The sequence below is a fragment of the Hydrotalea sp. AMD genome, assembly GCF_004100315.1.
GTDB lineage: Bacteria > Bacteroidota > Bacteroidia > Chitinophagales > Chitinophagaceae > Hydrotalea > Hydrotalea flava.
This window is the reverse complement of sequence record NZ_SCKY01000047.1, coordinates 1-7,791: the sequence shown is the minus strand read 5'-3', so window position 1 is coordinate 7,791 and position 7,791 is coordinate 1. Positions and strand designations below refer to the sequence as shown.

Sequence of the window (7,791 nt, the reverse complement as noted above, 5' to 3'; positions counted from 1 at the left end):
GGGCTTTGATGCACCAATGCTTAAAAGGGTCTTGCAAAGAGTCGCTTTAAAATTATTGAGGAAAATCCAAACCGTGAATTCCCGTTAGCACCAGAAATTATTTTTGTTTCGGAAAATGGGGAATGACCGCCAACGTTCCGGGTCTTGTTGCTGTTGGCATAAATTTAAGCAACTCAATTCAATAATCAAATGCCAATAGCAACAAGACCCTGTTGTAGGCATGGCGTTTGGTCAGACCGAACCGAAAAGCTCTTTGATTTGTCGGAAGATAGGCTCATAGCCATTGTCTATGTAATAAGAATATTTCATAAATTTGGTCTATAAATATCCAATATTAGACGCAAGTTCGATATTTGGTTAAAACGTCTTGTAAACTTCGAGTCTCTTCCCCTTGTATCATAGATTTACTATGTCTGGCAAGTCCAGAGGGGAAGACTATTGTTGTTTCCTGCTTTGATTTAGCATATTTAGAAGATTGGTTAGCTTAGTTATTTTCTCCATAACTTCTTCAAGCTCTTTTTTCGAATGAGTAACAAAGTCGTTTGGGTTTGATAAGTTAAGAAAAGTGATAATGTTCCCGTCATACGCATTTACCGTTTCAGTTCTGGTGTCGAGCATTTGGTGAGCATACATATTGCGTGTAGCAAGAATAGTCTCAAAGGTTGTTTTGATACCAGTATGTGTTTTGTAAAACTCGGCGTCGTGTTTCTTTAACAAAGCCAACAAAACCTCCACTTTGTCTTTTGCTGTCATTCTTCTTGAAGAAATAATCAATGATAAAAGGTCAATGCGAGCATCTTCGTCACTGCAAAAGCGATGAGAAATATATTCATCCATTTGACGCTCTAAGATTACTGTTCTATCAATCAGAAGTCCACGTCTATGTGCCGCATCATAAACATATCTGGCATATTGTGGATAATTATCCATAAGCATTTAGTTTGTCTTGTCACCCAACAATGAAGGAAATTTAAAAAACAGGTAGGCAACGTCAACTGTGAACGGTCTGACCGCTTGCCTACAACGTTAAGGCATTTGCGATGGCATGGCAATAGCGAACTGTCAGCCGGGAACAAATGCTTAATTGTAAAACTGAAGTTGAAGGTATGAACTAATGCTCAACAGCGTAATGTCTGCCGAAACTAAAGCTAAAAAATGATTTGCCGCCGATTGCTCCAATGTCCAGCCATGCTATTGCAAATGCACTGTTAGCTGCGGTTTTATTCTTCAGAGTTTGATGGATAATTGTACTTGTCCACCTAACCCAACTTCTACAATTTTTTGCAACGTTGAGATGCGAACTTCCTTCACGTCGTTTTCAATTTTTGAAATGTATGATTTTGTTGTCCCGACCTTTTCAGCAAGTTCTTCCTGTGTCAAACCTTTTTCAAGTCTTGCTTCATGTAGCAAAACGCCGATTTTAAAGTTTTCATAACCAGCTTCCAATTGTTCACGTTTTGCTGTCCCACGTTTGCCATAATGTTTGTCCTTGAACTGGTCAAGTGTGATGATGTTACTTTTTTTCGCTTTCATACTCTTTTTTAATTTTAAGTGCTTTATCAATTTCTTGTTTCGGTGTCTTTTGTGTTTTCTTTTGAAAACCGTTAGCAAGCACCACAAGTTGTCCCTGGTCAAAAAAGCAAAAGATGCGAAAAATGTCGTTGCCTGACTGAACACGAATTTCGTAAAGCCCATCGGTACCCTCTATGTGTTTAAGATAAGTTTCAGGTACTTTATCTATTTCTTCAATCAGGTCAAACGTCCAAACGATTTTCTCCTTTACCTTGTCACGCTGCTTTACAAAGAAGTCCTCAAAGTATTTCTTGTAAAAAATAATGGTTCGTTTCTTTTGTTTTTTGTCCACAAAGCGAAGATACAAAAAGTTGTCCGAAAGTGAAACTTAAAATTTTCCAGAAACTGTTAGGGGATGTCCACCGAATATCGCAGCTTACGGAAAACGGCTTGCTGCTGTGCCGGGATTTTATATTCGTCAGCCGGGAACTGCAGATGAATAAAGATATGTTGCAATGGTTATTACAAAAGCCGATTAGTGAACGTCCAGCCGAAACTGCTGCCGAAAGTTGAACTTAATACATCAGCCTGACCTTGGTTCCAAGCCCAATTAATAGCGTTTGCAATATCTAATGTAGTTTCACCGCCATAAAAAATGTTTACAGGAACAATCATACAATTAGGTGCTATGCCCGCAATGCCAATACTATTGTCTTGAGTTGCTGCAATAATACCTGCACATGCCTCGCCATGTCCAATACCTGCTGCATTTGTTGGATGTCCATTTCCAGTTGGGTCTCTTGGAGTATGACCATTCAACACCCTTCCTGATATGTCTTCAACACCGTCATCAATGACGGCAACCTTAATTGAGGAACTGCCTTTGGTTATATTCCATGCTGGTTCCACGTTAATATCAATGCCCGCAGTACCTCCACCTTGTCCTGTGTTTTTTAAATAAAATTGTTGTGCATACAAAGGGTCATTTGTAGAATGTTCTATAGGTACAAAAAAGTTTGGATGACACCACTTTACCTGCCCACTTTCATAAATTTTGTTTGCAATTGCAAAAACATCTTCTCCTTCTACAATTTTCAATACTGTTATATCAAAGGCTTTACCAGATGATTGAATTTTAGTTGCTAAATTCAGGCTGCTCAGTAATGCAGATACATTTGCGCCTTCTTTTGGTAATAACAAAATTTCACCTGTTGTGATGTATGGAACATTCCCCCCTTTCAAAAGGTTTGAAATATAAAGAATGCCCGTATCTGATTTAAGTAAGTTTAAATTCTGATATTTTACCAAAGGTGTATTGAATTTTATTAGTGCCAAATCTTTTAATGCTGTCGTATCAAAGAGTATAAGTTTATCATGGAGAAGAGTTGCTATTCGATTATAAGATGCTTTTTGTGTTCCTTTTATTATTATTGTAGTCGTGTCTTCTGAAAGAAAGACTTTTGTGTTCCTTGAATAAAAATATTTTTGCGCATTACTATGAATGCAAAGCAGAAATGATATTACGACAAGAGCAAATAATTTTTGTCTCATGTTACTGTGATTTTACGTTATAAATAACTTTTTGTTTCGGTGGCGTAATCATAGCGTTACAAAACATTATTTCATCTGTGTTGTTTAAATCTCTCATTTGAAACTTAATTTTTGTTCCTGACAATTTAAATTGAGTGGGCAGAGTCAGTGTAGATAAGCTGTCTTCTCTGTTATTTTGATCTGAATACTTTATAATATAAACAAATCCTGTACTTCCTGAACATCCGTTGATTCCTCGGTCTACATTACCACTAAAAAATTCAGGTGAATTTTTGCGGCATGAAAAAGACAGCAAAATCGCAACAATAAAAAAATAAATAAGTTTCATAACGTTTGATTTGATTTTCGAATAATATTTTATTGTTTGTGGTGGACTATGTTCTCGTAGCAGTTGATGATTTTGCGTTTTCATGTCCGTTGAATTTGTTCCCTTTTGTCGCTCCAGATTATTAGAGTGTTGCAATAGGGTTGCTTACAACGTTCGAGGCTTGCCGCAGGGCTGGTATTTTATAGCTGTCCGCCTGGCAACTGAAGCCGATTGAAATACTAAAGTTGAAGTTAACAACTAAAAGCCAAATAGAATTCGGTCAAGCCCGATATTAGATGATAGTAGTACAACAGCCGATTGTTATTACGTCCGCCAGACTTGCGGCAAACCTTTTGTTGTATGTTCGCCCTTTGTCTTGTCACTTCAAATTTTTAGTCTGTGTCTACCGTGGCAGGGTGTGTCCCGGAAGCGTCGGAACAAGGCAGGCTCTTTTGCAAGGTTAGCTTATGTGTGTCGGCTTTGTGCGCCTTGCAAAAGAGCCTGACTTGGTGCGTCGGCTAATTTGATGAACCCCGATATTCATTCGGTGATTGACCAACCTTTTGCTTAAACAGCCGGGTAAAGTGCTGCGGATACCTAAACCCAAGCTCATACGCTATTTCGCTAAGTGATTTGCTTTTGTCAAACACCTTTTCTTTCGCTACGTCAATCACCTTTGTTTGTATATACTCTTGGGCTGTTTTGCCCGTTTCCCTTTTTATCAGGTCGCCAAAATAACTTGCTGATAAATTCAGTTCCCTTGCAAAATAGGCAACGGAAGGCAAACCAATCGTTTGTGGCTTATCGGACTGATAATACACGGTCAACAACTGCTCAAATCTTTCCAATATTCCTTTGTGCACATTATCACGAGTAATGAACTGGCGGTCGTAAAACCGGATGCAATAATTTAACAACATTTCGATATTGGAAACAATCAACCGTTTGCTGTGCTTGTCAACGGAATGCTCCAGTTCGTATTCTATCTTGGAAAAACAATCCAACACAATTTTTCTTTCCCGCTCTGACAAGTGCAGTGCTTCATTTGATTGATAGGAAAAGAACGTATAATCCTGTATATGCCGGCCAAGAGAAGTGCCGTATATTAAGTCAGGATGAAAAACCAATGCATGCCCTTTGGGTTGGTAGGTTTCGCCATTGCTGTCAACAGTAACAACCTGACCCGGCGCAATAAAGACCAGCGTCCCTTCTTGGTAATCATACATTGCTCTGCCGTATCGCAGGTCACCACATTTCACATCTTTTAAGAAAACAGTGTAAAAGCCAAAGTACATATTGGAGGCTTGCCTTGGCGCCGCCTTCGACATATCGATAACGCTTACCAGCGGATGCAACGTTTCTTTTTGGTTGAAGATGTTATAATCATTAATTGTCTCGAACCGTCTTATGTTTTCCATAAAATTCCATTTTCAAAGTTTAAAACTACTGTTTTCCTGAGCCTTTCATTGATGCGCATTCCCCAATCAGCAATAATGGTATGTAAAACCGTAATCTGTATACAAGTGGTCAGGATAATTAAGGTAACCTTTGCGCAATAGCAATTAGGCTATTGATTGAACTTTACCAGGTATCATAAATCTCATTAAGGAAACCTACATGGATAATACAAATCAAAAAGCAACCGGTTTCAACCGCCGTGACCTTTTCAAAACCGGCTTAGTGCTTGCAGGTGGGGCCTTGCTGCCCACCGCTTGTTCTGTGCCAGCAACCAGCCAAACTGGTATGTCTGGCAATCAACCGGCGAAGCTTTCGGACAAACGCAAGCTTGGGAAGCTCGAAGTTTCCAGCATTGGAATGGGCGTGCAGAACATGCATCGCCAATACAATACGCTTGTGCCCTACCGTCAGGAAATGATAGAAATTCTACGGGCTGCTTACGACCAAGGCATCACGTTTTTTGATTGTGCCGAAGCCTACGGCCCGCACGAAAACGAACGGATACTGGGTGAGGCCATTCAATCCTTTCGGGACAAAGTGGTAATTACTTCCAAATTTGGCTGGAACATTGACCTCGAAACCGGAAGGCGGCTTCCCGGGCTCAATAGCAAGCCTGCGCACATCAAGCTTGCCGTTGAGGGTTCACTCAAACGGCTCCGTACCGACCGTATTGATTTGCTGTATCAGCACCGGGTTGACCCTGACGTTCCGATTGAGGACGTTGCCGGTGCCGTAAAAGACCTGATAGATGCAGGCAAGGTGTTGCATTGGGGATTATCCGAGCCGGGGCTGCAAACAATTCGGCGGGCTCATGCCACTCTGCCGCTGACAGCCATACAAAACGAATACTCGATGATTTGGCGGGGGCCGGAGAAGGAGGTGATGCCGCTATGCGAAGAGTTAGGCATTGGCTTTGTTCCCTGGTGGCCGCTCGCTTGCCAATTGCTGACCGGATGGATAGATGCTAACACAAGATTTGCTCCCGGCGACATACGGGCAAGCACCTCGAGATACGCACCGGAAAATTTGCCCCAAAATTTAAAGCTGGTGGATTTGATAAAGACTTGGGCGGAGCGCAAAGGGGCTGCTCCGGCACAGATTGCCCTTGCCTGGTTAATGGCACAAAAGCCGTGGATTGTTCCCATACCCGGAACAACCAGTATGGCGCACATGAAACAGAACAGCGGTGCCCACGCCATAAAATTTACGGCCGATGAACTGACAGCGTTAAACGCAGCAGTTAGAGCCATTGAAATCAAAGGGCAGCGCCTGCCGGATGCGGTATTGGCTTTCTCCGGCGTGGAAGCACCCCTAAAAAAATAATTTGGAAAGAACGATTTTTAAACGAAAAGAATCGATACACATGAAATCATCTCTCGTTGGGCTGTTTCTTTTACTGGCCAGTGTACCATCCGCCTTTGCACAATCAGCACAGGACAGCACTTCAAAGAAGAAATACACTAAGGCAGAACAGGAACTCATCAACCTGTCAAACGCCAAATGGGCCTGGATGGCCGATAAAAAGATGGAACCCCTGTCAACCTTGTTTCATGAAAAATCCATGTTCGTACACATGAGTGGAAGTTGGGGAAAAGACCAGGAACTGGCGGTCATCAAAAGTGGCAGCATTTGGTACAAGAAAGCGCAGGTTTATTCGATGACTGTGAACCTGATTGGCAACACGGCAATTTTGCTAAACGACATTGACCTGGTGGCTGTGGTGGGGGGAAATGAAGTGGCCAATCCGTTCATGGTTACAGAGGTGTACCTGAAAGAAAAAGACGGCTGGAAAATGGGGTCACTTACCTTTTCAAGGCTTGCAAGGCCCCTCCGGTTAACGAAAAAGATTGCTTTGGAAAAGGTTTGGGAGTCCGATTCGCTTACCCTGAAAGGGCCGGAGTCCGTTCTTTATGATTCGGCATCAAACACGCTGTATGCCTCCAGCATGAATGCGGGTGCCATCGTCCGGATGGATACCGCCGGAAGAATTATACAGAAGGATTGGGTAACCGGGCTCTCATCCAATAAAGGCTCGGCTTTGTACAACGGGTTGCTTTATACAGCAGAAACAGCAGCGGTGGCTGTCGTTGACGTTAAAACCGCAAAGGTGGTAAAACGCATTCCGGTAGAAGGCGCTGTCATGTTGAACGACTTGGCAATAGATACAAAAGGAACAATCTACGTGACCGATACTCGTGCCGGTAAGGTGTACCGGATTGAAGGCAACAAGCCCGCCGTTTACCTCGAAAGCCTGCCCGGTGCAAACGGTTTGTTGACGGTTGGCACCGACTTGTATGTTGTCACTTCGACCAGCTTTTTAAAAGTGAATGCCAGTAAATCGGTCACCACCATTGCGGACGGTTTTGAAAGTGGCCTTGACGGTATTGTGATACTTGCCGAAAATGAGTTTATCATCAGTAACTATCGAGGCATCCTTTACCATGTTAAAGCAGATGGAACAAAACAGATTTTGTTAGATACCCGTGCAAATGGAATTATGTCCAACGATATTAGCTTTAACAGCAAAACAAAAACGCTGTATGTTCCTTCATTTAGAACAAATCAGGTAATTGCCTACAAAGTGCAATACAATCAATAATCAACCTTCGTCTCGAATTTTTTAAGTCGTAACCGGTAACAAAAAAATAGGAAGACTCATAAATGATGATTGCGTCCTCGGTGGGCAGATTGTTCGTTGGCATTTTTAGCTCTTTGCAAGGTTGGCTTTTGTGCTGTTGATTTGTGCGCCTTGCAATGTGCTAAAAATAGCGTGGGGCAGCGTCGGCAAGGTTTCAGAATGTGTCAACAGTTGCGCTGTGTGTAGTAGGGTGACGTACAACGTTCGAGTATTTGCGAAGGCAGGGAATTCATTGATTGTCCAGCCCGGTACAGATGCTCATTTGAAAATATGTTGTTGAAGTTATGAACTAAAGCTGGAAATTGAACGTCGAGTTGAAACCGGT

At 42.1% G+C, this 7,791-nt stretch carries 8 protein-coding genes; 2 read left to right on the top strand and 6 right to left on the bottom strand.

Features of this window, described 5'->3' with window-relative positions; all coding sequences use genetic code 11:
* Window positions 1-435: 435 nt before the first annotated feature.
* From EO766_RS17420 to EO766_RS17395, 6 genes are all read right to left on the bottom strand, one after another.
* Complete coding sequence (locus EO766_RS17420; RefSeq protein WP_141676729.1) at window positions 436-930, bottom strand: hypothetical protein; 495 nt, start codon at window positions 928-930, stop codon at window positions 436-438.
* 297 nt (window positions 931-1,227) lie between these two features.
* Window positions 1,228-1,533: a helix-turn-helix domain-containing protein gene (locus EO766_RS17415; protein ID WP_074419112.1), complete on the bottom strand. Its 306-nt coding sequence runs from the start codon at window positions 1,531-1,533 to the stop codon at window positions 1,228-1,230.
* On the bottom strand, window positions 1,514-1,864 hold the full coding sequence (locus EO766_RS17410) for a type II toxin-antitoxin system RelE/ParE family toxin (protein WP_074419111.1): 351 nt from the start codon (window positions 1,862-1,864) through the stop codon (window positions 1,514-1,516). Before EO766_RS17410 ends, EO766_RS17415 begins: the two co-directional genes overlap by 20 nt.
* 170 nt (window positions 1,865-2,034) lie before the next feature.
* Entirely contained in the window at window positions 2,035-3,063 is a 1,029-nt protein-coding gene (locus EO766_RS17405; protein ID WP_081298635.1) for a S8 family serine peptidase, read from the bottom strand.
* A gap of 1 nt (window position 3,064) precedes the next feature.
* Window positions 3,065-3,391, bottom strand: coding sequence for a hypothetical protein (locus EO766_RS17400; RefSeq protein ID WP_143439101.1), 327 nt, complete (start codon window positions 3,389-3,391; stop codon window positions 3,065-3,067).
* A 497-nt stretch (window positions 3,392-3,888) separates the two neighbouring features.
* Window positions 3,889-4,788 carry a helix-turn-helix domain-containing protein gene (locus EO766_RS17395; RefSeq protein WP_074419108.1) on the bottom strand — a complete coding sequence of 300 codons (900 nt, stop codon included), beginning with the start codon at window positions 4,786-4,788 and terminating at the stop codon, window positions 3,889-3,891.
* A 199-nt stretch (window positions 4,789-4,987) separates the two neighbouring features.
* On the opposite strand from EO766_RS17395, the gene EO766_RS17390 reads away from it, so the two are divergent.
* Entirely contained in the window at window positions 4,988-6,151 is a 1,164-nt protein-coding gene (locus EO766_RS17390; RefSeq protein ID WP_074419107.1) for an aldo/keto reductase, read from the top strand.
* A 1-nt stretch (window position 6,152) separates the two neighbouring features.
* Window positions 6,153-7,427, top strand: a complete 1,275-nt coding sequence (locus tag EO766_RS17385) for a DUF4440 domain-containing protein (RefSeq protein ID WP_287101670.1) — start codon at window positions 6,153-6,155, stop codon at window positions 7,425-7,427.
* The last annotated feature ends 364 nt before the right edge of the window (window positions 7,428-7,791 follow it).

Coding starts and splice junctions, on each gene's coding strand:
- EO766_RS17420 (WP_141676729.1), bottom strand. CDS start 930: ATGGATAATTATCCACAATATGCCAGATATGTTTATGATGCGGCACAT.
- EO766_RS17405 (WP_081298635.1), bottom strand. CDS start 3,063: ATGAGACAAAAATTATTTGCTCTTGTCGTAATATCATTTCTGCTTTGC.
- EO766_RS17415 (WP_074419112.1), bottom strand. CDS start 1,533: ATGAAAGCGAAAAAAAGTAACATCATCACACTTGACCAGTTCAAGGAC.
- EO766_RS17400 (WP_143439101.1), bottom strand. CDS start 3,391: ATGAAACTTATTTATTTTTTTATTGTTGCGATTTTGCTGTCTTTTTCA.
- EO766_RS17395 (WP_074419108.1), bottom strand. CDS start 4,788: ATGGAAAACATAAGACGGTTCGAGACAATTAATGATTATAACATCTTC.
- EO766_RS17390 (WP_074419107.1), top strand. CDS start 4,988: ATGGATAATACAAATCAAAAAGCAACCGGTTTCAACCGCCGTGACCTT.